Origin of the sequence: Chryseobacterium sp. KCF3-3 (assembly GCF_045865955.1) — a bacterium.
GTDB lineage: Bacteria > Bacteroidota > Bacteroidia > Flavobacteriales > Weeksellaceae > Chryseobacterium.
In genome coordinates, this window is record NZ_AP035792.1 from 3,486,515 (window position 1) to 3,508,983 (window position 22,469).

General features: G+C 36.9%; 18 protein-coding genes. 13 read left to right on the forward strand and 5 right to left on the reverse strand.

The features are described from left to right. Positions 1–527: 527 nt before the first annotated feature. The gene (locus ACKTTZ_RS15665) at positions 528–1,343 is read right to left on the reverse strand and encodes a DUF4197 domain-containing protein (RefSeq protein ID WP_407845982.1); all 816 of its coding nucleotides are present in this window, start codon (positions 1,341–1,343) and stop codon (positions 528–530) included. Positions 1,344–1,578: 235 nt separating this feature from the next. Between ACKTTZ_RS15665 and ACKTTZ_RS15670 the strand changes: the two genes are divergently transcribed. The 6 genes from ACKTTZ_RS15670 (at position 1,579) to ACKTTZ_RS15695 (ending at position 8,148) form a co-directional block, all read left to right on the forward strand. After that, entirely contained in the window at positions 1,579–3,843 is a 2,265-nt protein-coding gene (locus tag ACKTTZ_RS15670; RefSeq protein WP_407845983.1) for a family 20 glycosylhydrolase, read from the forward strand. A gap of 8 nt (positions 3,844–3,851) precedes the next feature. Then, a complete protein-coding gene (locus ACKTTZ_RS15675; RefSeq protein WP_034695357.1) occupies positions 3,852–4,493 on the forward strand; it encodes a Crp/Fnr family transcriptional regulator in 642 nt (213 codons plus the stop codon). Positions 4,494–4,757: 264 nt separating this feature from the next. Beyond that, positions 4,758–5,552, forward strand: a complete 795-nt coding sequence (locus ACKTTZ_RS15680; RefSeq protein WP_407845984.1) for a sulfite exporter TauE/SafE family protein — start codon at positions 4,758–4,760, stop codon at positions 5,550–5,552. Between the two features lie 82 nt (positions 5,553–5,634). Further along, a complete protein-coding gene (locus ACKTTZ_RS15685; RefSeq protein WP_407845985.1) occupies positions 5,635–7,056 on the forward strand; it encodes an MBL fold metallo-hydrolase in 1,422 nt (473 codons plus the stop codon). Positions 7,057–7,068: 12 nt separating this feature from the next. Then, positions 7,069–7,632, forward strand: a complete 564-nt coding sequence (locus ACKTTZ_RS15690; RefSeq protein WP_034695364.1) for a YeeE/YedE family protein — start codon at positions 7,069–7,071, stop codon at positions 7,630–7,632. Positions 7,633–7,659: 27 nt separating this feature from the next. Further along, complete coding sequence (locus tag ACKTTZ_RS15695) at positions 7,660–8,148, forward strand: DUF6691 family protein (protein ID WP_407845987.1); 489 nt, start codon at positions 7,660–7,662, stop codon at positions 8,146–8,148. A 52-nt stretch (positions 8,149–8,200) separates the two neighbouring features. Here ACKTTZ_RS15695 and ACKTTZ_RS15700 read toward each other — a convergent pair whose 3' ends face one another. The 4 genes from ACKTTZ_RS15700 to ACKTTZ_RS15715 form a co-directional block, all read right to left on the reverse strand. Then, the gene (locus ACKTTZ_RS15700; RefSeq protein ID WP_407845988.1) at positions 8,201–9,601 is read right to left on the reverse strand and encodes a TolC family protein; all 1,401 of its coding nucleotides are present in this window, start codon (positions 9,599–9,601) and stop codon (positions 8,201–8,203) included. Position 9,602: 1 nt separating this feature from the next. Beyond that, positions 9,603–10,760 (reverse strand): HlyD family secretion protein, encoded by a 1,158-nt coding sequence (locus ACKTTZ_RS15705; protein WP_253317886.1) that lies wholly within the window; start codon positions 10,758–10,760, stop codon positions 9,603–9,605. A gap of 5 nt (positions 10,761–10,765) precedes the next feature. Next, complete coding sequence (locus tag ACKTTZ_RS15710; protein ID WP_407845989.1) at positions 10,766–11,131, reverse strand: DUF3302 domain-containing protein; 366 nt, start codon at positions 11,129–11,131, stop codon at positions 10,766–10,768. A gap of 230 nt (positions 11,132–11,361) precedes the next feature. Next, a complete protein-coding gene (locus ACKTTZ_RS15715) occupies positions 11,362–11,961 on the reverse strand; it encodes a Crp/Fnr family transcriptional regulator (RefSeq protein WP_407845990.1) in 600 nt (199 codons plus the stop codon). A gap of 128 nt (positions 11,962–12,089) precedes the next feature. On the opposite strand from ACKTTZ_RS15715, the gene ACKTTZ_RS15720 reads away from it, so the two are divergent. The 7 genes from ACKTTZ_RS15720 (at position 12,090) to dacB (ending at position 22,430) form a co-directional block, all read left to right on the forward strand. Next, a complete protein-coding gene (locus ACKTTZ_RS15720) occupies positions 12,090–13,085 on the forward strand; it encodes a N(4)-(beta-N-acetylglucosaminyl)-L-asparaginase (protein WP_034695370.1) in 996 nt (331 codons plus the stop codon). 77 nt (positions 13,086–13,162) lie between these two features. Further along, positions 13,163–13,717 (forward strand): hypothetical protein, encoded by a 555-nt coding sequence (locus tag ACKTTZ_RS15725; RefSeq protein WP_034695372.1) that lies wholly within the window; start codon positions 13,163–13,165, stop codon positions 13,715–13,717. A gap of 18 nt (positions 13,718–13,735) precedes the next feature. Beyond that, the gene (locus tag ACKTTZ_RS15730; protein ID WP_253317881.1) at positions 13,736–14,398 is read left to right on the forward strand and encodes a copper homeostasis protein CutC; all 663 of its coding nucleotides are present in this window, start codon (positions 13,736–13,738) and stop codon (positions 14,396–14,398) included. A 127-nt stretch (positions 14,399–14,525) separates the two neighbouring features. Continuing rightward, positions 14,526–16,994, forward strand: coding sequence for a glycosyl hydrolase 2 galactose-binding domain-containing protein (locus tag ACKTTZ_RS15735; RefSeq protein ID WP_407845991.1), 2,469 nt, complete (start codon positions 14,526–14,528; stop codon positions 16,992–16,994). Between the two features lie 159 nt (positions 16,995–17,153). Further along, positions 17,154–18,062, forward strand: coding sequence for an AEC family transporter (locus ACKTTZ_RS15740; RefSeq protein WP_034695375.1), 909 nt, complete (start codon positions 17,154–17,156; stop codon positions 18,060–18,062). A gap of 289 nt (positions 18,063–18,351) precedes the next feature. Further along, positions 18,352–20,799: a primosomal protein N' gene (gene priA / locus ACKTTZ_RS15745; protein WP_407845992.1), complete on the forward strand. Its 2,448-nt coding sequence runs from the start codon at positions 18,352–18,354 to the stop codon at positions 20,797–20,799. Between the two features lie 161 nt (positions 20,800–20,960). Further along, positions 20,961–22,430, forward strand: a complete 1,470-nt coding sequence (gene dacB / locus ACKTTZ_RS15750; protein ID WP_407845993.1) for a D-alanyl-D-alanine carboxypeptidase/D-alanyl-D-alanine-endopeptidase — start codon at positions 20,961–20,963, stop codon at positions 22,428–22,430. The last annotated feature ends 39 nt before the right edge of the window (positions 22,431–22,469 follow it).

Consider the following 22,469-nt stretch of genomic DNA (forward strand, 5'->3'; position numbering starts at 1 on the left):
ACAACCGACATAGGAACTCGCAGCGTTAAGAAAATTCTCCTGTCCGAAGCGCGAGACAGATTCAGAACCGATTAAGAAATAATGATTTCGCGCAAGTTTAGAATTTTTAGAGAACAGGACTTATTTTTAGCGAAGAGCTCCAGGTCTTGAATTTTTGTTTCTTTTGTTTTAAGACAAAAGAAATTAAGAGAACAAAAAAAAATTAATTTATATTAAGACAAATAGTTCTATGAGATCACCTTACAACCGACATAGGAACTCGCAGCGTAAAAAAAATAATTCCTGAGAACGTTAAGAAAATTCTCCTGTCCGAAGCGCGAGACGAATTCCGAACCGATTCAGAAATAAAGAATTCGCGCAAGTTTAGAATTTTTAGAGAACAGGACTTATTTTTAGCGAAGAGATCCAGGTCTTGAATTTTTGTTTCTTTTGTTTCAAGACAAAAGAAATTAAAACCCAACAAAAAAGCTGCTTCATCACGAAACAGCTTTTATATCTAAAAGTTAGCATGTTAACTAACTTCTCATTTATTTCCCATCCTGAGCCCCAAAAACCTTCTGCAAAATACTCGTTGTTCTCATAGCAGGTGTATTTCTGATCCCACTTTCTTTATCTGCTACCATTTTAAAAACTCCATTAATGGTTTCTGTAGTAACATATTCGTTAAGATCTGTAGTAACAGCCTGCCCGGTAAACGTATTATATTTTGAAATCAGATTTTTCCAAAGCGTATCAGCGCCAACTTTTCCTAAAGAAGCTTTTACTTTAGGTTGAAAAGCATTGAAAAGTTGAGTCTGAGTTTTTCCCTGCAGGTAGCTTGTTGCAGCATTATTACTCCCTAGCAAGATATTTTTTGCATCTGTAATTGTCATAGAAGTAATAGCATTTGTAAAAATAGGAGCTGCTTCTGTTACGGCATCTTCAGCCGCTCTGTTCAGTAATTTTACTCCTTCGTCAGCAAGGCTTCCCATCCCGATAGAACGCAAAGTAGTGTCGATTTTTCTTAATTTTTCAGGCATTAAAATTTTTACGGCTTCATTTTTGAAAAAACCATCCGTTACTGCCAGTTTTTTTACTCCATCCGTTACGCCCATACTTAAAGCTTCCTTTAACCCTGAAGAAATCTGAGTAGAGGTAAGGTTTCCAAGGTTGGCAGATGAATTGTTGGAACCGGAAGTTGTAGTGGTAGTTTTAGTAGAAGTTGCGGTACCATTATTTTTTACCGGAGCATTAAGATCTACGCCTGTTTTATCTTTAACAGCAGATTTTATAATATCAAAGATCTGTGCCTGAGTTGACATTGAGAATAATAAACTGGCTGCCAGGAAAATGTTTTTTTTCATCCTATTTTTTTACAAATTTAAACCTTTTAATTTTTTTAAGTCGACTAGCTTGATCAAAAAACAAACCATAAGGCACAGGATATAATAGAATAATTTCTATAGATATGGTTTAATAATTGTAAACTATTTATTTCATAAGCATATAAACGATTTAAAATGTTTACATTTTGCTTTTAAAAAAGGTTCAAAGAGTTTTGAAAAATAATTATCTTAGCTCAAACCTTAACCACATCCAATGATACGGACTTTTTTAGTACTTTTTGTATTGATTTCAAACGTGATTTTTGCTCAAAATAAATTAAACCTAATCCCTTATCCTCAAAAAGTTCAACTTTTACAGGGGGAATTTGTAATCCCCAAAACGTTCGTACTAAGCGGTAACCTGCCAAAAGAGGAAACAGAATATTTCAAAAAAAGGATTGGTTCTCAGTTAGAATTTCAATATGCTCAGAAAGGTGGTGGAATTCATTTAACAAACTCTGTAATTCCTTCACCTTCGGAAACAGAGACTCAGCAGAAAAAAGAATATTATTCAATAGAAATTTCTCCAAATCAAATTCATATTAAGTCCTATACGAAACAAGGGTATTTTCTGGCTCTTCAAACTTTGATTCAGATTATTGAACAGTATAAAGAGGGAAAGAAAATTCCGGCAATGAAAATCGAAGATCAGCCGAAATTTGCATGGAGAGGAATGCATTTGGATGTATGCCGTCATTTTTTCACTGTTGATGAGGTGAAGCAGTATATCGATTATCTGACGATGTATAAACTGAACACTTTCCATTGGCATTTAACCGATGATCAGGGTTGGAGAATTGAAATTAAAAAATATCCTAAACTTACTCAGATCGGATCAAAACGGAAAGAATCAATGATCGGAGCTTATGTTGACAATACGTTTGACGGAAAACCTTACGGCCCTTATTTCTATACACAGGAACAAATAAAGGAAGTTGTAAAATATGCTCAGGACAGACACATTACTGTGGTCCCTGAAATTGAAATGCCTGGGCATGCTTTGGCTGCACTGTCTGCATATCCTGAACTGGCATGTACCAAAGGACCTTTTGAACCTGCTACAAAATGGGGCGTTTTTGATGATGTTTTCTGCCCGAAAGATGAAACCTTTACCTTTCTGGAAAACGTTTTGGATGAGGTAATCAAATTATTCCCTTCCCAATACATTCATATTGGCGGTGATGAGTGCCCGAAAACAAGATGGAAGGAATGTGCACACTGCCAGGAACTGATTAAGAAAAATAATTTAAAAGATGAACATGGCTTACAAAGCTACTTTATTCATCGGATTGAAAAATATGTCAACAGCAAAGGCCGGAAAATTATCGGATGGGATGAAATTTTAGAAGGTGGGCTAGCTCCGAATGCCGCTGTAATGAGTTGGACGGGCGTGAATGGAGGTATTGAAGCTGCAAAATCAAAGCACTTTGCCGTAATGACACCAGGAGCATACTGTTATTTTGACCATTATCAGGGAGATCCACAGTCTGAACCTAATGCTTTTGGAGGATTTACACCGTTAGAAAAAGTATACTCTTATGATCCTATTCCTTCCGAACTGAATGCAGAGCAGGCCAAGTACATCATGGGAGTTCAGGCTAATCTGTGGACAGAATATATTTTAGATTTTAAGCAGGTACAGTACATGATTTTCCCAAGATTAATGGCTCTTTCTGAAGTAGGATGGGGTACATCAGATCCTAAAAACTATAAAGAATTTGAAAACAGAGTGATCAATCAGTTTAAAGTTCTGGATGGTATGAAGGTTAACTATGCCAAAAGCATTTATAACATCACCGGAAAAGTAATTCCTTCCAATAACGGAATTGCTTATGAACTGTCAACATCACAGAATTCAAACGGTATCCGATATACGCTTGACGGAACAAACCCTTCCATCAATTCTAAAACTTATCAGACGGCAGTTGAGATTCCTAATTCTTTAACCATTAAATCAGCTTATTTTGAAGAGGGACAGTTGAAAAGTGCCGTGTCTACACAGCAATTTACCATTTCAAAGACTACCGGAAAAAAGATAACTTTAGAACAGCAACCTAGCGAAAACTATTCTTTTGGAGGAGCTTTCACTTTGGTAGACGGTATTATCGGAAATGTAAAACAATTAGGTAAAACATGGCTGGGCTTCCAGGGAAAAGATGTTGTGGCAACAATAGATTTTGGACAAAAAACAGCCTTCACAGAAGTGTATTTCAATACCCTCGAAAATAAAGGAAGCTGGATTCATCTGGCTAAATCTGCAAAGATTTATGTTTCTGATGATAACACAAATTTTAAACTGATCAAAGAAATCGGAACTGCAGAAATTAAAAATGCCACTGGAAAAATCAAACTGAATGTAGGAACTCAGAACGCAAAATACCTGAAAGTAACTATTGAAAATGCTGGTATTATTCCGGCTGGAAATCCCGGAGCAGATTCCAAAGCATGGTTGTTTGTTGATGAAATTGGCGTAAATTAGAATAAAAAATGCAGGACGACACCGTACTTTCTTCCGAATTTTCATCATCACCAGAATTGGTAGAAAAGCTGTATCAGTATGGTACAACAAAAAAATACCATGAAGGTGATATTATATTAGATGAAAATGCTTCCATTCGTTCTATTCCTATCGTGATGAAAGGAATGCTGAAAGTGATCAGAACGGAAGAAGATGGGCGTGAAATTTTACTGTACTACATCAAAGCCGGAGAAAGCTGTATCATGTCTTTTCTGGGCGGAATGCACAATGAAAAAAGCATTGTCAGAGCCGAAATTGAAGAAGATGCTGAAATTCTTTTTCTTCCTGTAGATAAGGTATCTTTATTCATTAAAGAACATCCGGAATGGCTGGATTATATCTTCAGACTGTACCATAAAAGGTTTGAAGAACTATTAGATATAATCAATGCCATTGCTTTCAAAAAAGTAGACGAAAGACTTCTCAATCTATTGCAGAAAAAATCTGAACTCACCGGCTCTGAAACCATTCACACGACCCATGAACAACTTGCTAATGAATTGGGAACTGCAAGGGTAGTGGTATCAAGACTCCTGAAACAACTTGAAGAAGACGGAAGGCTTAAACTGGGCAGAAACAAAATTATCCTTCTAAAACCCCTGAACTCGTAAGTTCTCCTTCCATTTAATCAAAGGTACTCATATTCCCCTCCTTTGGAGGGGTGGCAAAAATTCAAAGAATTTTTGACGGGGTGGTCAAAATCATTGCGAACCGAAGGTAAAGCAATCTCAAAGAAGAGGAATTACTCTAACTTCTTTGTGTCCTTTGTGAAACCATTAGTGTTCATTCGTGTTAAAAAATCTCCTTATGTAACAAAAGTAGCTGTAGCTTTCTCCCCGCATTCCCATTTTTGCATCAGAATTAGTTGAATAAAAATGGAAATTATAGGATATGCAGCCGCAGTTTTAATAGGAGTTTCTCTCGGTTTAATAGGAGGTGGAGGAAGTATTCTCACTGTTCCCGTACTTGTTTATCTCTTTGGAATCGATGCTTTTCTGGCAACGGAATATTCTCTCTTTGTAGTAGGAATTAGCAGTCTCGTAGGCTCTGTGTCTTATTTTAAAAAAGGATTGATCAATTTTAAAATGGCATTCGTATTCGGACTTCCTTCGGTCATTTCCATCTTTCTGACCAGAATATATCTTCTTCCTTTAATTCCTGAAAACGTATTCCAGATACAGAACTTTACGGTTACCAAAAATATTTTTTTACTACTGATTTTTGCAGGTTTAATGATTCTGGCTTCTTATAAAATGATAAAAAACAATTCTTCAGAAGAACCTTTAGAAAGCATTACGAATAAGAATAGTGCTTTTCTGGCAGCAGGGCAAGGTTCAATAGTAGGTGTTTTAACTGGATTGGTAGGAGCAGGAGGCGGTTTTATGATCATTCCGGCATTGGTTAACCTGTTAAAAATTCCAATGAAGATAGCGATAGGAACGTCATTAGCTATCATTTCTATCAATTCTCTGATCGGTTTTGCTTCCACTGTAAACCATGTGGCAATAGATTGGAAACTGCTGGTTTCTATCACAGCTATTGCTGTTGCCGGGATTATAATCGGATCACAATTATCAAAAAAGATAGACGGTAAGAAACTGAAACCTGCATTCGGATGGTTTATTCTGATAATGGGTATTTATATCATCATGAGAGAAATATTCCTTTAATTTTCTTATGTAACAAAAGTAGCTGTACAGGAAAAAGGAAAGATGGAAATTTGTATCAGATAATAAATCAAAATAAAATACAATGAAAATAGAACAGATTTACACAGGATGTCTTGCACAGGGCGCTTACTATATTACCTCAGCGGGAGAAGCCGCAATTATTGATCCTTTAAGAGAAACACAGCCTTATATTAACAGACTGAAAGAAGATGGAGTAGAATTGAAATATATTTTTGAAACCCATTTTCATGCAGATTTTGTTAGCGGACATCTGGATTTAAGCCATAAAACCGGAGCACCAATTGTTTATGGACCGACAGCCAATCCCGAGTTTGAAGCCATTATTGCAGAAGATGAACAGATATTTGAACTGGGAGATATTAAAATTAAAGTTCTTCATACACCAGGACACACTCTTGAAAGTGCATGTTATGTATTGATTGACGAAAATGGTAATGAAAAGGCTCTTTTTAGCGGTGACACCTTATTCCTTGGGGATGTGGGCCGCCCTGATCTGGCACAGAAAGGAGCAAATATGACTCAGGAAGAACTGGCAGGCCTTTTATATGATAGTTTGTATCATAAAATTCTGCCTTTACAAGATGATATTACGGTTTATCCCGCTCATGGAGCCGGTTCAGCCTGCGGTAAAAATATGCAGAAAGAAACAGTAGATACATTGGGAAATCAAAAAAGAACCAATTATGCCTTGAATCAAAAGGATAAACAGAGTTTTATACAAGAAGTAACAGATGGGCTTTTGCCTCCGCCAGCTTACTTCGGGATGAATGTGATGATGAATAAAAAAGGGTACAGCAGTTTTGATGAGGTTCTTTCAAAAGGGTTGCATGCTCTTGCCTCTGAACAGTTTGAAGAAATTGCTGAAGTTTCAGGAGCTTTGATTTTAGATGTAAGAAACAATCATGATTTTGCCATAGGTTTTATCCCACAGTCTATCAATATAGGATTAGATGGTGATTTTGCTCCTTGGGTAGGCGCATTAATTGCAGATGTCAACCAACCTATTCTGCTGGTAACCGAAAAAGGAACAGAAGAAGAAGCTGTAACCCGATTGAGTAGAGTAGGATTTGATCACATCTTAGGATTTTTGGATGGAGGTTTCGAAACCTGGAAAAAGAGCGGAAAAGAAATCGATGTTGTCAACCGTATTTCGGCTGAACAGTTTGAATCCGAAATCAAAGAAAAAGAAGCAAAAATTATTGATATAAGAAAAGAAAGTGAATACAACGCAGAACATATTCATGAAGCTTACAGCAAACCTCTGGCCTATATCAACGAATGGATTCATAAGATAGAACCAACTGAACATTTCTACATGCATTGTGGTAGCGGTTACAGAAGTACAATGGCAGCAAGCATTCTTCAGGCAAGAGGATACAGAAACTTTTCAGAAATTGAAGGAGGTTTTAAAGCCATTAGCTCTACAGAGATTCCTAAAAGTGATTTTGTGTGTCAGACTAAAATTTTAAATACATTAGATTAAAAAATAAAAAAGATGTTGGAGATTATAAAAGAACCCTGGCCGTGGTATGTTGCCGGACCATTGATCGGGCTTACCGTTCCTGCTTTATTGATTATGGGAAATAAATCCTTTGGAATCAGTTCCTCATTAAGACATATCTGTGCAGCCTGTATTCCTGCCAATGTTAATTTTTTCAAATACAACTGGAAAAAAGAAGCCTGGAATCTATTTTTTGTACTGGGAATCTTCTTTGGAGGGATGATTGCTGCCCATCTTCTGGTGAACCCCAATGACATAACAGTGAATCCTGATCTGAAAGCAGAATTGGCAGGATATGGAATTACAGACTACAGCAATCTGGTTCCTTTAGAGCTGATGAATTTCGAAAGCCTGTTGACCCTGAGAGGATTTATTATGATGGTAGTGGGTGGATTTTTGGTTGGTTTCGGAACAAGATACGCAGGAGGATGCACCAGCGGACATGCAATCATGGGACTTTCTAACTTACAGTGGCCTTCTTTGGTGGCAACAGTCTGTTTTATGATTGGTGGTTTTTTAATGGCGAATATGATTCTGCCTATCATTCTTTCCCTATAAATATAATTGAAAAGAAAAGTTTAGATCATGATAAAAGAAAAAGAACAGAATATACATTATCAGAATGCTTTTTGTGTGAACGAAAGTACCTTTACACATAAATGGTATCACAATCTGAAATACCTCATTGCAGGGATTATTTTCGGAATTATTTTTGTGAAAGCAGAAGTGATCAGCTGGTTCAGAATACAGGAAATGTTCCGTCTGCAGTCTTTCCATATGTACGGAATCATCGGAAGCGCTGTTTTGGTAGGAATGATTTCAGTGTGGCTGATTAAAAAATTTAAGATAAAAACAATTGATGGAGAACCTATCACCCTGACACCTAAAAAGTTTAATAAAGGTCAGATCTATGGCGGATTGATATTTGGTTTTGGATGGGCGATTACGGGAGCCTGCCCCGGACCTCTTTTTGCTCAGATTGGAACAGGAGCTTTAGCTGTATCCGTCACCTTGTTAAGTGCCATTGCCGGAACATGGCTATATGGATATTTCAGAGATAAGCTACCTCATTAATACTTTATAAAAAAGGCTGCAGAAAAAATCTGCAGTCTCTCCAAGTATAAAATTATGAATAAATGAAGTTCTCCGCACCTAAAGCCATATAAAGATTTATGCGCTCTATTCTGTACTGAAGTTCCAGATTGATGAGGTTCATTTCATTTTTCAAAAGGTCTCTTTGTTTACGGATCAGTACAAAACTGTTGTTGGTACCTACCTTTATTTGTTTCTCAGTGAGTGTAATATTATTTTTCAGCTCATTGACAGCGTTAGTCGTATAAATCATCTGCTTTTCAATGGAACGGAGATTCGCTAAAGAAGATTCCACTTCGTTCAATGCATTCAGAACAGCTTTAGAATATTCTTCAACAACCTGTTTCTGTTGGGAATTTTTTACTTCCACATTCTTTTTAAGCTTTCCACCATTGAATAGAGGAGAAACTAATCCTCCGCCCACTTTTATTAAAGGATTGGAAAATAAAGAATTAATAGATTCTACATTACTTCCGGCACTCCCAAGAGAAGAACTTATACTCAGTGAAGGAAGTCTTGCTGCTTTAGCCTCCTGTACTTCATAAAAAGCTTTTTCAATCTGAAAATGACTGGCCTGTATGTCTGATCTGTCCTCCAGAAGTTCAAGAGGGAAAGATTCAGGAATACTACTTTTTATGGGGGTAAAAGAGTTTTGGGTCATCAGTTTTCCCGCCGGGTATTTCCCGGTAAGAAGCTCCAGAGATCTTCTGGACTGTGTATTGGCATTTTTAATCTTCTCAAGATAGCCCTTCAGGGAAATAATTTCTGCAGAGATATTGGAAATATCCAGAGCATTGGCCGTTCCTACTTTCTTTTGAATGATATAAAGCTTTTCAAGATCTTTAGACTTCTGAATATAACTTTCAACTTTATCTTCCTGAATGTTTCCGGCAATATTCAGAAAATAGGCTTTGGCAATCATCCCGGCAATAGATTGATGCAGTAGTGTATTCTGATGTTTTGCAGAAAAATAGCTGCTGGTACTTGCCATCTGTGAAGATTTATTTTTACCCCAAAGATCAATTTCCCAATTGGCTTTTAATGCAAGACGTTGAATCTGGCTGCCACTCACCAAATTATTGGAAGTATTGGCAACAGCACTTACGGTTGGATAAAGGTCGCTTCCTGCAATTTCCATTGCCAGCTCAATTTGGTTAAGCTTTTCTCTGGCAATAATCAGATCCGCATTATATGACATTCCTTCATTAATCAGGGTTTCCAGTTGAGAGGTCTTAAGATCATTGATCCAGTCATAGGAAATTGATTTTGAATTTGCTTTTCTGTCAAAAATCCAGTCATCCGGAATTTGTATATGAGAAGCAATTTCACTTTTTTCTTTCAGCTCATTTATATTTTCCTTCGTAGCTTCTTTATAACCGATGCATGAGCTTAAGCTTACAGCGAGCACGCTCAATAAAACTAACTTTTTATACATGTTAATGAAGTTTAGGAATCAGGAAGTTGATTTTACTGTTGATTCGTACCATTACTTTTCTGATAAGATGAAGAGGTTTAATATGATCAGAATAGATCACAGCCGTTCCTCTTGCTCCTACTGTAAGCTGTTTCTGGTTATCTTCCAGGACAAACTTGGCAATAAGTTTTCCATCGGTCTCAGGTAATTGTCTTGCGGTATCAGGAAGTCCTGCCGTAGAACCATTTCCGCCCAGCATTCCTCCTGCATTATTCATGATTCCCTGGCTTGTAGCATCAATTACATATTCAAGTTTGGCCTTTACTACTTTTCCCGGTTCTGTTTTAAGAGCAAGCTCTACTTCATTTCCATTTTTTACAGATTCAAGCTCGTTCTGAGCAAAAAATCCAATGACTGACTGCTGTTTCTGAATCAGAACAAATGCAGATTTGAATGGGGCCATAATAGCTCCTTCATTCAGCTGAACATTGGGGATCACACCGTCTGTAGGAGCCAAAACAATGGTCTGGGAAAGATTCCATTTTGCCTGCTCCAGCTTAGCCTGAATCTCAGATACTGATGAATTTTCTCCACCATAAGAAGCATTGGACTTTGTTTCCAAAGACTGTTGTTGTGATTGTGCAGCACTGATTCTGGATTGTAGATCACGTACATTGGTTATTGCCTGTTCAAGATCAAATTTGTTGGCTGCTCCTGCCTGTACTAGTTCTTGATATTGAGTTACTCTTTTATTGGCAAGATCAAGCTGTGACTGTAATGCAGAAATATTTTTTCTGGAAGCCGAAATATCTGCATCATAGGAATGCACAGTGGCTTTCATGCTGCTCAGCTTAGCTTCCAGGGATTTAATTTCCTGTAAATAAGGCTCTCTGTCAAGCACAAATAGAGTATCTCCCTTTTTTACTTCCTGGTTGGTGCTCACATATACTTTCTTCACCTTACCTAAAACCTGTGTAGTAATATCCACACTTCTGTTTCCTACCTTTACATCAGAGGTAATGGGGCAATAATAATTTAAACTTAATATCAAAGCGATAGATCCGAAGATCGGCAATGAATACACAATGACCTGTGTGGTAAATGTCCACGGGATTAGTTTTAATTTTTTAATAAGAAGCCAGCAAATCCCGGCATATATTGCAACTAGTAATTCCAGCATGTTTTTTAATTTTCGATAGGTTTAAATTCTTCTTCAGGTAAATCTGTGTTGTCTGTTTCTTTTTCAGGAGTCGTCTGGTTTCCATAGTCATAATTGGCCCAGATTAAGGCAACCGGCCATAAAAGACCGCCAAAGATCAGAGAAAGAAGGCACATGCTTTTGATAGCGTTCAGCTGGGGATGGTTTTTCTTTTCCGCTACTTTTTCCGGGTAAATGTGAACTTTCCAGAAGAGATAAATCCCTGCAATAGGCAATACAAGTAAGATTAGCCAGGATGCTCCATCGGCTATTTTGTCTTCAACATTGCCTGTAGAGGCCTGCACAAAATTGCATGCTAATAACAGGCAGAGAATGGTGGTTATTCTTTGCATAAATTGGTATAAAATGGTAATAAAATGTTGACTTAAGAAAATACAGATTAAGACCCGAATAAAAATCCGGATAATCACATATTACTCCTGTTAAGATGTAAAGACTATTCTATAAGATGTAATGCTTTGAAGATGATGATATTTTTTTTCATTTGGTTTTTTATTGATGAGGAACTATTTTTTGACCGGACAAAATTATACTGAACGAAACAATTAAAAATATTCTTAAGTTATTTTTTTCTTTGATTCTTTTTTTTAACATCACGGGCAGTAATACGGGAAAGAGAATTAGGGGTAATACCCAAAAAATTGGCAATATACTTTCTGTTTGCATTTTGACAGACAAACGGATGGCTGCTCAGGAATTCTTCATAGCGGGAAAGCGGAGAACTTTTGCAAAACTGCTCTGTGCGTGCGGATAAGATGCTGATAATCTGTTTTAAAGATTTTAAATACAAATTGTAAATTCCTTTATGCTGAAATGCAATCTGTTCAAATTTCTCTTTATTAAAAAGAAAAATTTGTGAATCAATGACAGCCTGTATAGTATACTTTTTTGCGCCTTCTGGGGAATAAGATTCCGGGCTTTCCAAAAAGGCAACCTCTTTTTCCGAGGGCAGGAAAGTATTGATTTCAACTCCGTTTTCATCGTCAAAGAAAAATCTCAGAAGGCCACTGGTCAGTATAAATAAATGGTTAAATGGCTGACCAGGCTCTAAAAGTTTTTCTTTTTTCCGAAGAAGTTTGGGAGTACTGATGCTTGAAAGGACCTGGATTTCTTCATCCGATAATTCCTTAAAGCAATCCATTCTTCTAAATGTTTTAAACATAAATACTAATTAAAATAACCATTATAAAAATAATAAAAAATAGCAAAGAAAAAATAGTGAAAAAGCCATTAGACTTTCAACGAATTTTTTTAAGATATTTGCTTTGTATTAAATAATTCTTACTTACAATGAACAATAACCGAAGAAGTTTTATTAAAAAACTGGGAATTGCCACAGCAGCACTTACCATTAATCCTTTAGATGTGATGGCCCAAAATCTGCCTGAAAATAAAAAAATCATCAATAAACCTATCGTACTCTCCACCTGGAATTTCGGATTAAAAGCTAATGAAGAAGCATGGACAATCCTTGGAAAAGGGGGGAAAGCTTTGGATGCAGTAGAAAAAGGAGTACGTCTTGTAGAATTAGATCCAAAGGAAAGAAGTGTAGGATACGGAGGCCGTCCGGATAGAGATGGAAGAGTAACGCTGGATGCCTGCATTATGGATGAAAATTATAATATTGGTTCTGTAGCCTGTCTGGAACATGTTAAAAATCCTATTTCTGTTGCCAGAGCGGTAATGGAAAAAACACCTCACGTGATGTTGGTAGGAGATGGAGCATTACAGTTTGCGCTTTCACAAGGTTTTAAAAAAGAGAACCTTCTCACTCCTGAATCAGAAAAAGAATGGAAAGAATGGTTAAAAACCAGTCAATATAAACCTATTGCCAACATTGAAAACCATGATACGATAGGAATGATCGCTTTAGACGCTCAAGGGAACCTTTCTGGTGCTTGTACAACCAGCGGAATGGCTTTCAAAATGCATGGCAGAGTAGGAGATTCCCCAATTATCGGAGCAGGTTTGTTTGTAGATAATGAAGTAGGAGCTGCTACTGCAACAGGTCATGGTGAAGAGGTGATCAGAACGGTAGGAACACATCTTGTGGTTGAGTTGATGAGGCAAGGCAGAAATCCACAGGAAGCTTGTAGGGAAGCGGTAGAAAGAATTGTAAAAATCAATCAGCGAAGAAACAAAAATCTAAAAGATATTCAGGTAGGCTTTATCGCCATCAATAAGCAGGGAGAATATGGATCTTACTGTATTCAGGATGGATTCAACTTTGCCGTTTATGATCAGAAAGGAAACCGCCTGGAAAAACCAGAATTTGCCTTGAAATAAATTCAATAGGAATGGGCTTTAGCCCATTTAAACCCATAAAAGATACCAATTGGCTTTAGCCAAAACATAAAACAAATATGAAAAGAATGATTATCGCTTCTCTACTTCTGATCATGTCTTGCAAAGAAGAAAAGAAGGAAATTAAAATAGATCTCCAACCACAACAGACAGAAGAAAAAGCCGTTCAGAATAATGAGTCCAATGATGTAGAAGAAGCCCAAAAATGGCTGAAGACAAGCATTGTGAACTACTTTAAAGCTGATATCGGAAATGAAGAAAAGAATATGCAGAAGATGACAACAAAAGATTATTTTGATTATAAAACTGATGCAACAAATGTTGATCTGGATGTAGATGGAAGCCTTACCGACAAAGAATTTCAGGATAAATGGAAGTCTAAGTTTGATACCGGTAAAGCTGGAGTTGGCATAGGATTTCTTATCTCCGCCCAGGATTGGAACAGTATTGAAGTGGAAAGTTGCGATTTAAAGTCGTCTTCAAAGGATGAATATATCTTCAATGTAGTATTGAGAGATGATGGCTTCAAAGCTCAATATCCTTCTGTGATCAAAGTAGTAAAACAAAACGGTTCTTTTCTGATTGCAGATGTACTGCAGGATGAACCAAAATAAAATCAAATAGATAATACAATGTCAAAAATAGAAATAGCTTGTTTTAATCCTGAATCAGCAATCATTGCTTTTGAAAATGGGGCAGACAGAATAGAATTATGTGATGGACTGAGTGAAGGTGGAACCACTCCGGATTTCGAAACCATGAAGAAGCTTCGCGAAAAAATTACGATCCCGATTTTTGTGATGATCCGTCCAAGAGGTGGAGATTTCACTTATTCGGATTCGGAATTTGAACAGATGAAAAATGATTTGATTCAATTAAAATCTTTACATGCAGATGGTTTTGTATTCGGTATTCTGGATGAAAATGATGAGGTTAATATAGAACAGAATAAAGCTTTAGTCGAATTGGCAAAACCGCTTCCGTGTACCTTTCATCGTGCCTTTGACCGCGCTGCAAGTCTGGAAGAATCTTTAGAAAAAGTAATTGAATGTGGTTTTACAACCATTCTTACTTCCGGTCAGAAACCGAATGTATCTGAAGGAAAAGAAAACCTTAAGAAACTGGTTGAACTTTCCAACGGAAGAATTGAAATCCTTGTTGGAGGAGGACTTCGCTCATCCAATATCGAAGGAATAAGAGCAGTTACCCATGCTGGATACTTCCATTCTTCAGCAATTACGGATGGTGGAGCTTTTGCCAATGCGGATGAAGTGGTTGCGTTGAAAAGTAAATAAAACGAATAATATGCGCTCAGTTTGTCATTCCAAGCGCAGCATGGAATCTAAACCAATAAGATAGAGATTCCTTCGTTCCTCGGAATGACAGAACTACTGAATATTAAGATACAAAACAAAATTATTGATGAATAGAACGATCCTTTTTGCTTTCCTTTTTACACAGAATATCCTTTCAGCACAGTTTTCCCAAAGAAATTTATCTTCTGAAAACTGGCAGTTCAGAAACTCAAAAGATCAAAACTGGCTTCCTGCGAAAGTGCCGGGAACCGTTCATCTGGATTTAATGAATAGCAAGGTGATTCCTGATCCTTATCAAGATGAAAATGAAAAAAAAGTACAATGGATAGAAAATGATGACTGGGATTATCAGACCGTATTTACTGTTTCCACCCAGGAATTAAAGAATGATAATATCGATCTTGTTTTTCACGGACTGGATACATTCTCAGAAATTTATCTTAACGGAAAACTGTTAAAGAAAACCGACAACATGTTCCGTAAATGGAATATTCCGGTGAAGCCATATCTGAAAACAGGAAAAAATACAGTTCAGATTAAGTTTAAATCCGCTGTCAATACAGGAAAAGAATTAGCGAAAAAAGTTCCGTTCACCCTACCGGAATCACCAAGAAGTTTTGTGAGGAAAGCACAATATCAGTTTGGATGGGATTGGGGACCAAGATTGGTTACGGCTGGAATTTGGAAAGATGTACAATTAGAATTCTGGAATAATGCCAAAATTATTACTGTTAAGGATATTCAGAAAAGAACTTCCGATACTTCTTCTGATTTACATTTTGATGTAGAAATTGAAGCTCAAAACGCTGGAAATTATACCTTGGATCTTAATAAAATTCACCAAAAAATATCTTTAAAAAAAGGAATCAACACGATATCCATTCCTTATGAAACAAGTGGGATGGAGCTCTGGCAGCCTAACGGTTGTGGTGATGCTCATCTCTATGATTTTGAAGTAAAACTTTCAAAAGATCAGAAAAATATTGATACTAAAAATATCAGGATAGGCTTAAGAACGGTTGAATTGGTTCAGGAAAAAGACGGAAAGGGAAAATCCTTCTATTTCAAAGTCAATGGACAGCCGTTGTACATCAAAGGAACGAACTGGATTCCTGGAGATAGTTTTTCACCAAGAATGTCCAAAGAAAAGTACCAGAAACTGATTAAAGATACCAAAGCTGCCAATATGAATATGATCCGAATCTGGGGTGGAGGAATTTATGAAGATGATGAGTTTTACAAAGCTTGCGATGAAAACGGAATCCTGGTCTGGCAGGACTTTATGTTTGCGGGTAGCTTTTATCCTGCAGATGAAACATTTCTGAACAATGTAAAAGAAGAAGTAAAAGATCAGGTGAACAGACTTCAGAATCATCCTTCTATTGCTTTGTGGTGCGGAAATAATGAAATTGACGAAGCGATTGTCAATTGGGGCTATCAGAAACAGTTCAAATATTCAAAAAATGATTCACTTCAGGTTTGGAAAGATTATAAAAAGCTGTTTCATGAGGTAATTCCCAATGCATTGGCAGAAAATCTGAAATCGGATAAAAATATATATTGGCCAAGTTCTCCCTCAATCGGTTGGGGACACAAAGAAAGCCTTACCGAAGGAGATTCCCATTATTGGGGTGTTTGGTGGGGCGAGCAGCCTTTTGAAATTTACAACGAAAAAGTGGGACGTTTCATGTCTGAATATGGCTTTCAGGGTACACCAACTCTTGAAACGACAAAATCAATGTTCTCAGGAACTCCGGATTTAAGTCTTCAGAATCCAACTATCAAAGCACATGAAAAACATGCCCGCGGCTGGGATATCATTAATGAATACCTGAAGCGTGATTATAAAATTCCGACAGATTTTGTACAGTACAATTATGTTTCACAGTTGCTACAGGCAAGAGGAATGCAGATCGCTATTGAAGCCCATCGTCGTGCAAAACCTTATAATATGGGAACCTTGTATTGGCAGCTCAATGATTGTTGGCCGGTAGTTTCATGGTCTTCCATTGATTATCTCGGAAACTGGAAAGCCTTCCATTATCAGGCGAAAAGAAGCTTTGAACCTGTGTTGATATCAATTGCTGAAACCGATAAAAGTTATGATATTTATCTGATCAGTGATCTTGTGAAAGAATTTAATTCAGATATTAAGTTTGAACTCATTGATTTTAAAGGAAAAATACTTTGGAAAAGCAATCAGTCAGAAAATATAAAAGCTGATGTAAGTAAGAAAATACGAAATATCAGTAAATCAGAACTGGCCCAGTTTGATTTGTCTAAAGCTGTTTTAAAAATCAGTTCTGAAAAAGACACAAAATTTGAAAAATTGTTCTTTTTTAATAAGCCTAAAGATTTAAAGCTGTCAAACCCGGAAATTAAAATCAGAAAAGTTTCATCTACTGAAATTGAAATATCAACAGATATTTTAGCCAAAGATGTTTATCTGGTGGGAGATACTCATTTCAGTGATAATTTCTTTGATCTCTTGCCGGGAACTTCAAAAAGAATTACCCTTTCAAAACCTTTGGAAAAAATTGAAGTGATGAGTCTTTGGGATGTGATGAAGAATTAATATCTATTTTGAAAAAACTTTTGCAAACCTTATAGGTTTTTGAAACCTATAAGGTTTAAAGCAGAAAAGATTCATTAGAAATTCTACCGAAAAAAATATAAATTTTACCCTTCCAACTCAAAAATCAGCCGTAAATTTGCATTATATTTCTTTATAGTTATGGTAAATTTTGTTCTGATTGCAGTGTGTATCATTGCAGGAATGATATTCAAAGCAACAAAATCTATCCACCCCGATGCCCATAAAGGTATCAATACCTGGATTCTTTATCTTGCTCTTCCGGCAGTTTCGTTTAAATATCTGCCTAAAGTAAAATGGACAACAGAGATGCTGTTCCCCATTGCAGCCACATTTTTAGTTTCTGTGTTCTGCTTTTTCTTTATGATGTTTTACAGTAAGAGCAGGGGATACTCAAGGCGGTCCAGAAGTACTTTGGAATTAGCAAGCGGATACAGTAATACCTCATTCATCGGATTTCCCTTAATCAGTGCTTTTTATGGCGAAGGGCTTTTAAGCATTGCCATTATTTGTGACCAGACCATGTTTTTTGCGCTTTCCACCCTCGGAATTATTGCAGCAGTAAAAGGAGGAAGTAAATCAGGAAAAGTAAGTGCCATATTCATTTTAAAAAGATTGGTCACATTTCCTCCGTTAATAGGATGTATTTCAGCGTTGGTATTGTCGAGGTTCATTGACTTTACCGTTGCAGAACCTTTCTTTGATAAACTGGCCGCTACAGTAAGCCCGTTAGCTTTATTTTCAGTCGGATTACAGCTGAAATTCAATGGATGGAAAAAACTGATTCCCCAAATGTCTATGTCGATGCTTTATAAATTGATTCTGGCACCAGCAATAGTATTGGGTATGGCTCTGTTATTCGGAATAAAAGGAGATGTAGCTAAAATTACAGTATTTGAAGCAGCCATGCCCACATTGGTTACTTCAAGTATCATTGCAGAACAGTTCCGGCTGAATACAAAACTGACCAACCTGATTATCGGAGTCAGTATTATTGTAGGATTTTTTACCTCTGCATTCTGGTATCAGATGACAGAACTTCTTTTTTAATGATAAGCCATCGTTTATTAATATGAATATGGAGGGATATCTTTGCTGAGTGGAGCGCCCTTGCGACCGAATTAAAACGATTCATCTAATCTTTTGCGGACATTGTGTTTAATCCAGGTTTTAGCTAAAGCCGATTGAAATTTTAATTTTTTATTAAACGGACTGAAGTCCGTTCCTATTGATTTTTTTCCACATTGGATTTCAAGGTCTATTACAGGAGTGCGAAAGAATCTTCACAAAGTTGCAGTTCTCTCAGGAAAAATCTAATTTTACATTTTAAATATTTCCCTTGCAGTACGCTCAAATTGTTTTACCCCTAAACCTCAAAGGATCTTTCACCTATAAAGTTCCTGAGGAAATGATGTCTGAAATCCAACCAGGAATGCGTGTTCTGGTACCGTTTGGTGGAAAAAAGATCTATACGGGAATCGTATTTGAGCTTCATGATAATGCACCGGAAAACTTTGTAGCCAAGGAAGTCATCAGCATGCTGGATGATCAGCCGATTCTTCCTCAGGAACAGATTGATTTCTGGAATTGGCTTTCAGAATACTATTTGTGCAGCCTTGGAGAGATTTACAGGTTTTCGTTTCCTTCTTCTTTAAAACTGGAAAGTGAAACCTATTTAAAATTAAAACCAGGAGCCATCATAGATTTTGAAAACCTGGATGTTAACGAAATGTATCTGGTTCAGGCCCTGGAAGTTCGACAACTGATCAATCTGACGGATATTGAAGCTTTTATTCCTAAAAAAGATATCATCAAAACCATCAATTCGCTTATTGATCTTCAGTATATTGAAATTGATGAGAAAATTGCTGAAAAGTATAAAGCCAAAGAAGTGGCTTACGTAAGAATTAATGATGAGGTTTTGGCCAATCAAAATCTTACGGATATTCTTTTAAAATTGAACAGAGCACAAAAACAGAAAGATCTTTTCCTTCTTATTTTAGAAAAACAGACTGAAAGCCCTGATGTTCCTATTAAAAAATCTGAATTGTTTGAAGACGGTTATTTCGGAAGTTCTCACTTCAAACCTTTGGCAGATAAAGGTCTTGTAGAGGAATACTACATGCAGAAAGACAGAATAGAAAGCTATGAAGGAGAAATTGAGGAACTTGAAGAACTTTCCGAACAGCAGAAAACAGCAAAATCTGAAATTGATGAGGCTTTTGAAGAAGGAAAGAATGTTTTGCTTCATGGAGTTACTTCATCGGGAAAAACTCATATTTATTTAGAGAAAATTGATGAATGTATCAAAGAAGGAAAAAATGTTCTGTTTTTGCTTCCGGAAATATCTCTTACGAAACAGATTACTCAAAGGTTAGAAAAAAAATATGGCAGACAGCTCGGTTTTTATCATCAGAAGCTGACCGATTTTGAAAGGGTAGAAGTCTGGAGAAGAATCAGGCAGAACGATATCCGTATTCTGATCGGAACGCGTAATGCATTATTTTTACCTTATCAGAATCTCGGACTTATTGTTGTAGATGAAGAACACGATTCTGCATACAGACCGAGAGAAGTTTCTCCTTATTTTAATGCGAAAGATGCCTCTTTGGTGTTGGGTGGATTGTACCAGGCAGGAGTGATTTTAGGATCAGCAACACCTTCTGTTGAGAGTTATTACAGAGCCCGAAAAGATAAAATGAAATATGTTTTCCTGAATGAAAGATTCGGGAATGTCAATCTGCCGGAATATGAACTCATTAATTTCAAAGAAGCCCAGGAATCTAAAAAGGTCTCAGGAAATTTCTCTTTGAAACTTATCGAAGAGATTAAGAAAACGGTGGATGAAAAAAATCAGGCAATTGTTCTTCATAATCGTCGTGGCTATTCCAATGTCATAGAATGTGAAAGCTGTGGGTATGTGAACTACTGTTCCAATTGTGATGTGGTAATGACTTATCACAAAGCCGCCAATGAAATGAAGTGCCATTACTGCGGACAAAGAGCTTCAAAACCTAAAACCTGCCCGAAATGTAATTCTGAAAAGCTGAACGAAAGAGGAGTCGGTGTAGAGCAGATTCATGAAGAAGTTACCAAACTTTTCCCTGAAAATGAGGTGGATAGAATGGATGTAGATTCCATGCGTAAAAAATTCGCCTACGAAAAGCTGTACGAGAAAATTGAGGATGGAGAAACTGACATTATTGTAGGAACACAGATGATTTCAAAAGGACTGGATTTTGATCATATCGAACTGGTGACGATTCCTAAAGCGGATTCTTTATTATATGTACAGGATTTCAGAGCGGAAGAAAGAGCATATCAACTGATCACCCAGGTTTCGGGAAGGGCTGGAAGAGTGTCTGGAAAAGGGAGAATCCTTATTCAGACCTTTAATCCTGATCATTCCGTATTTCAGCTGATCAAGATGAACAACCCTGCCAAGATCTATAAATATATCCTTACGGAACGTCAGAAATTCCATTATCCGCCTTTCACCAAGCTGATCATGATTGAAATGAAACACAGAAGAGAGGATAAAGCAGACCGTGCATCCCGCTTTCTGGGTTCTATCCTCAGAAAGTATCTTCCGGAAGAATGTGTTTTAGGTCCGGAAAGAGCACAGATTGCAAAACTGAATAACTTCTATCAGTTCCAGATTATGCTGAAGCTTCCCCGTGGGAAAAACTATGAGAAATTCAAAAACATGGTTTTGATAAGTTTGAAAGAATTTGATGAAATCACTGCATATCAAAGCATTAAAAAAGATGTTTTTGTTGATTTTTAACAATTTTTAACAAATTTTACACTCTTTTATAACGGGTCGGTGGTCCGTTATATGACAATAATTTCTACTTTTGGACGTTGATTAAGTGTTTGGCTCTTGTACTGGATGATTTAACCTGTCATTTTTTATAGAGTCAAAGCTATAGAACAAAAAGAAGATAGATGGTAAATTTCAGAAAATATATTTCAAGTGCGGCGGTGTTGGCTTCTGGTCTTTTCCTGGCTCAATCTACCGTTTCTACCGTTCTTTATTCTCAGAATTATGACAATCAGAAAAGCAGCTTAAACCTGCCGTCACCCGTTAGTACGATGGTGGAGAAAACTGTTTTGTCAGCAAAAGAACTTGTAGACATTAATGTAAACACAATGATGGCGGATCCTGTGCTGAAAAATGCAACCTGGGGATTCGTAGTGTATGATCCGAAAACGAAGAAGGTAATCTCTTCGTATAACGAAAATACTCCTTTAGTACCTGCTTCTACTACAAAGTTGCTTACAACGGAAACGGCATTAAACATGCTGGGTGAAAATTACCGTTGGATGACTCAGCTGGAGTACTCAGGAACGATAGACGAAAATGGAGTGTTGAATGGAAATCTTTATGTGATAGGAAGCGGTGACCCTTCTTTGGGAACTAACAAAGCTGGTGCAGCATCTTATCGAGATATTATTTCAGATTTCGTAGGCGGTATTTCAAGAGAGGGAATCAAAAAGGTAAATGGTGATATTATCATTCAGACAGCGCTTTTCAAAGGCAATATTTCAGTGCTTCCGGAAAATGTTGTATGGTTGGAAAACAATAATTATTATCTGCCTGCAGGAAGTACCCGCGATATCAACCCTGCCAACGAAAAACTGATTGTTAAAAAAGGAGGTTTCTCTACAGAAAAGAAATTTTTCTACGTTTCTCCTTACAACCATCAGATGGTATATGCTGATAAATACGAAGGAAACGGAGCTTTAACAACCAAACTTCCTGATGCTCCGGCTTATCTTGCCAACTCTTTCAGAACAACATTGGTAAAAAGCGGAATTCCTGTTACCGGAAAAGTAACTCCGAAAATGACAGATGCAGCACCAGAAAACAGAAAAATGCTTTCAGCGTATAAGTCCCCAACTTTAAATGATATTATTTATTATACCAATCAACACAGTGACAATTCACTGGCAGAAGCTTTGCTGAGAACGGTAGGATATCAGAAAATGGGAGACCAGACTTCAGAATCCGGAAGAATGGTGGTGACTAATCACCTGAAAGATGCCGGTTTTGATATGATTGGTCTTAACTATATAGATGGAAGCGGACTGTCAAGAAGCAATAATGTAACGCCAATTTCTCAGGTGAAGTTTCTTACTTCTCTGATGGATCAGAAATACTACAGATCTTATCTGACTTCTTTACCCATCGGAGGACAATCCGGAACTTTAAAAAGAATGTTCAATATGGGAGGAAACGGACAGGTTTTTGCTAAAACAGGAACACTGAATAAAGTAAAAACATTAGCCGGTTATCTGAAAACAAATTCCGGAAAAACACTGGTTTTTTCTTTAATGGTGAATAACTATTCCGGGTCAGTAGATATGGTAAAAAAGAGAATGGAGAAAATTCTTGAACCTGCACTGGATCTTTAAAAATTTTTTATTTTATACATTATAACAACCTTTTAATCA

Coding starts and splice junctions, on each gene's coding strand:
- ACKTTZ_RS15665 (WP_407845982.1), bottom strand. CDS start 1,343: ATGAAAAAAAACATTTTCCTGGCAGCCAGTTTATTATTCTCAATGTCA.
- ACKTTZ_RS15670 (WP_407845983.1), top strand. CDS start 1,579: ATGATACGGACTTTTTTAGTACTTTTTGTATTGATTTCAAACGTGATT.
- ACKTTZ_RS15675 (WP_034695357.1), top strand. CDS start 3,852: ATGCAGGACGACACCGTACTTTCTTCCGAATTTTCATCATCACCAGAA.
- ACKTTZ_RS15680 (WP_407845984.1), top strand. CDS start 4,758: ATGGAAATTATAGGATATGCAGCCGCAGTTTTAATAGGAGTTTCTCTC.
- ACKTTZ_RS15685 (WP_407845985.1), top strand. CDS start 5,635: ATGAAAATAGAACAGATTTACACAGGATGTCTTGCACAGGGCGCTTAC.
- ACKTTZ_RS15690 (WP_034695364.1), top strand. CDS start 7,069: ATGTTGGAGATTATAAAAGAACCCTGGCCGTGGTATGTTGCCGGACCA.
- ACKTTZ_RS15695 (WP_407845987.1), top strand. CDS start 7,660: ATGATAAAAGAAAAAGAACAGAATATACATTATCAGAATGCTTTTTGT.
- ACKTTZ_RS15700 (WP_407845988.1), bottom strand. CDS start 9,601: ATGTATAAAAAGTTAGTTTTATTGAGCGTGCTCGCTGTAAGCTTAAGC.
- ACKTTZ_RS15705 (WP_253317886.1), bottom strand. CDS start 10,760: ATGCTGGAATTACTAGTTGCAATATATGCCGGGATTTGCTGGCTTCTT.
- ACKTTZ_RS15710 (WP_407845989.1), bottom strand. CDS start 11,131: ATGCAAAGAATAACCACCATTCTCTGCCTGTTATTAGCATGCAATTTT.
- ACKTTZ_RS15715 (WP_407845990.1), bottom strand. CDS start 11,961: ATGTTTAAAACATTTAGAAGAATGGATTGCTTTAAGGAATTATCGGAT.
- ACKTTZ_RS15720 (WP_034695370.1), top strand. CDS start 12,090: ATGAACAATAACCGAAGAAGTTTTATTAAAAAACTGGGAATTGCCACA.
- ACKTTZ_RS15725 (WP_034695372.1), top strand. CDS start 13,163: ATGAAAAGAATGATTATCGCTTCTCTACTTCTGATCATGTCTTGCAAA.
- ACKTTZ_RS15730 (WP_253317881.1), top strand. CDS start 13,736: ATGTCAAAAATAGAAATAGCTTGTTTTAATCCTGAATCAGCAATCATT.
- ACKTTZ_RS15735 (WP_407845991.1), top strand. CDS start 14,526: ATGAATAGAACGATCCTTTTTGCTTTCCTTTTTACACAGAATATCCTT.
- ACKTTZ_RS15740 (WP_034695375.1), top strand. CDS start 17,154: ATGGTAAATTTTGTTCTGATTGCAGTGTGTATCATTGCAGGAATGATA.
- dacB (WP_407845993.1), top strand. CDS start 20,961: ATGGTAAATTTCAGAAAATATATTTCAAGTGCGGCGGTGTTGGCTTCT.